Below are 2,543 nucleotides of genomic sequence, written 5' to 3'. Positions count from 1 at the left end.
GCGCGGCGGACGAGTATTCAACCGGCCTCCCCCGGATGCAATCATGTTGGGGCGGGGCGTCCCTTTCGTTCCGGGTGGATTGCCGGGGCATGACACAGTCCGGAGGCATTCGCGCCGACCCCGCGCCATGGCGTCGCCGCTGGCGCCGCGGCATGTTTCAGGGATCCTCCTCCTCCCCGAGCACGAAGGCGCGTATGCTCTGCATCCGCAACGCCTGCCTGCTGTTCGCCGCCGTCCTGATCAGTGCGTCTGACGCGACCGCACAGCGCGTCCAGGGCAGGGTGACCGACCAGGACACCGGCCTGCCGGTGGCCGGTGCGTTCGTGACCCTGCTCGAGCCCGCCGGGCGAGCGATCACCGCCATCCTCACGGACGCGGCCGGCGCGTACCACCTGACCGCACCGGCCGCCGGGAGTTTCCGCGTGCGGGTCGAACGGCTCGGCCACGCCAGCACGACGACGGAGCCGCTGCAGGTCGGCATCGAAGCGGTCGTGACCCGGGACATCGTCGTGCCGGTGGATCCGGTAAAGCTGGCGGAGCTCAGCGCATCGACGAGCGGCCGTTGCGACCTGTCACGGGAGCTGGGCGCGCAGACACAGGCGTTGTGGGAGGAGGTGCGCAAGGCGCTGTCGGTCGCACGCTGGGCGGAGCGGCAGACGGGTGTGCCGTTCCAGGCCATGCTGTTCCAGCGGACACGCGGGCTGCTGTCGAAGGAGGTGTTCGAGCAGGAGACGCGCCTGCAGTCCGGGTACGGCCGGGCCGCGTTCCTGAGCGCACCCGTCAGCGACCTGGCGGCGCGCGGCTACATCCGGCTGCTGCCGGACAACGTGCTGCAGTACTTCGCGCTCGATGCGGCGGCGCTGCTGTCGGACGATTTCCTGGACACGCACTGCTTCCGCGTCGTGCGCGATGCGCGCAATCGGGCCGGCCTGGTCGGGCTCGGCTTCCAGCCCATCGAGGAGCACCGCCTGCCGGACATCACGGGCACGCTCTGGGTCGACGAGCGCACGTCTGAGCTGCAGCACCTGGACTTCCGCTTCACGCGTCACCTGCTCCCGGTCGACGTCCCGCCCGAGCAGTTCGGCGGCAGCGTCGCGTTCCGCCGGCTGCCGAACGGCGCGTGGATCGTGCAGCACTGGTGGCTCCGGATGCCGCAACTGCCTCCCACCGTGTCGACGCGCAGCACGGCGAGTGAGGCGAATGCCAGCGCGGGTGTCCGGCTGCGCAACGCGGAGCGCAGGGGCATGCGCATCCGGGAGGAGGGCGGCACCGTGCAGTTCATCGCACGCCCCGGCGCTTCCGCCGCGGGGAGTGCGACGATCCGCGGCGTCGTGTACGACAGCCTGCATGCGCGCCCGCTGCCGGGCGCGACCGTGTTCCTCGTGTCCGGTGGCCGCGCGGTCGTGACCAGTGCGCGCGGCGAGTTCCTGCTGCGCAACGTCGCTGCAGGCGAGCACGAGGTCGCGTTCGTTCACCCTGCCGCGGATTCGCTGGGCCTGCCGGTCCAGCCGCTGCGCGTGGTGGTACCGGCGCGCGGAACGGTGCGCGTCGCACTCGGCATCCCGCGCCAGCAGGGCTGCGCCGAGCGCCCGACCGCCGACGGGCGCACCGCGATCGCGGGATTCGTGGTGGACGCTGCGGAGGGAGCGGCGATTCCCGGGGCGAGCGTGGCTGCGCTGTGGGCACCCGCGGAGGACTCACTCGCCCGTGCAGAGGTCCCGGCGCGCACGCGCACGGCGATGACCGCGGAGAACGGCAGCTTCCTGCTGTGCGGATTCGAGCCGGGCGCGACGGTGCGGCTCACCGTCGCCACGACGCGCGTCGTGCGCAGCTACGAGATCGACGTCGCCGAGCCCGGGCTGCTCCGACTCACGCTGGTGGTGCGATAAGGCGATTCCGCCTGCGTGCCCACATCGCCGTCGCCACCGCCGACGCCGCGCTCATCAGCGCAAATGGGGCGATCACGAGCACCGCGAACAGCTACTCCGGCATCGCCACCTGTGACTCGCCCACCAGGAATGGCAGGATCCCCACGATCACGCCGCTCAGCGCACCGAGCAGCGCCGCACGCGCGAGCGCCGTGGTGCTGGAGCGGTCGCCCCCTGCAAGGCCGGACAGCACCGCGAAGACGACGCCGCACAGAACGCCCGGCAGCGCGCCGATCATGAACCACATCTCGTCCATCGAGTTGTCGGGGTCGATCACGAGACCCGCGAGAATGGCGACAGGCGCCCAGGCAAACGCCCAGACGATGCTGATGAGGAGAGCGTCGCGCACGCGTTTCAAGACTGTCATCGTGTCCGTCCGGTGTCAGTGAACCATGGATGATTTCGTTCAGCGTGCGCTCGCCAGTCCGGCCGTGCGCTCGCGCGGCGCGTCCACGCAGCCGAAGCGACGCTCCCGCCCGCAGTACTCCTCCAGCGCGGCCTCCAGCGCCGCCGCATCGAAGTCCGGCCACCGGCAGCTCGTGAAGAACAGCTCGGCGTACGCGGCCTCCCACAGCAGGAAATCACTCAGGCGCTGCTCGCCACCCGTGCGGATCA

3 protein-coding genes are annotated in these 2,543 nt (G+C 71.1%); 1 reads left to right on the top strand and 2 read right to left on the bottom strand.

Going from position 1 to position 2,543, the window contains the following annotated elements; all coding sequences use genetic code 11:
* Nucleotides 1-194 precede the first annotated feature (194 nt).
* Nucleotides 195-1,889, top strand: coding sequence for a carboxypeptidase regulatory-like domain-containing protein (locus tag VFU06_07465; GenBank protein HEU5209233.1), 1,695 nt, complete (start codon nucleotides 195-197; stop codon nucleotides 1,887-1,889).
* 91 nt (nucleotides 1,890-1,980) lie between these two features.
* Here VFU06_07465 and VFU06_07460 read toward each other — a convergent pair whose 3' ends face one another.
* Together VFU06_07460 and VFU06_07455 are read right to left on the bottom strand one after the other, a co-directional pair.
* Entirely contained in the window at nucleotides 1,981-2,295 is a 315-nt protein-coding gene (locus VFU06_07460) for a hypothetical protein (protein ID HEU5209232.1), read from the bottom strand.
* A gap of 39 nt (nucleotides 2,296-2,334) precedes the next feature.
* On the bottom strand, nucleotides 2,335-2,543 hold a 209-nt coding region (locus tag VFU06_07455), incomplete at its 5' end, for an undecaprenyl diphosphate synthase family protein (protein ID HEU5209231.1).

Source organism: Longimicrobiales bacterium (assembly GCA_035764935.1).
Taxonomy (GTDB): Bacteria; Gemmatimonadota; Gemmatimonadetes; order Longimicrobiales; family RSA9; genus DASTYK01.
This window is presented reverse-complemented; position numbering and strand designations above follow the sequence as displayed.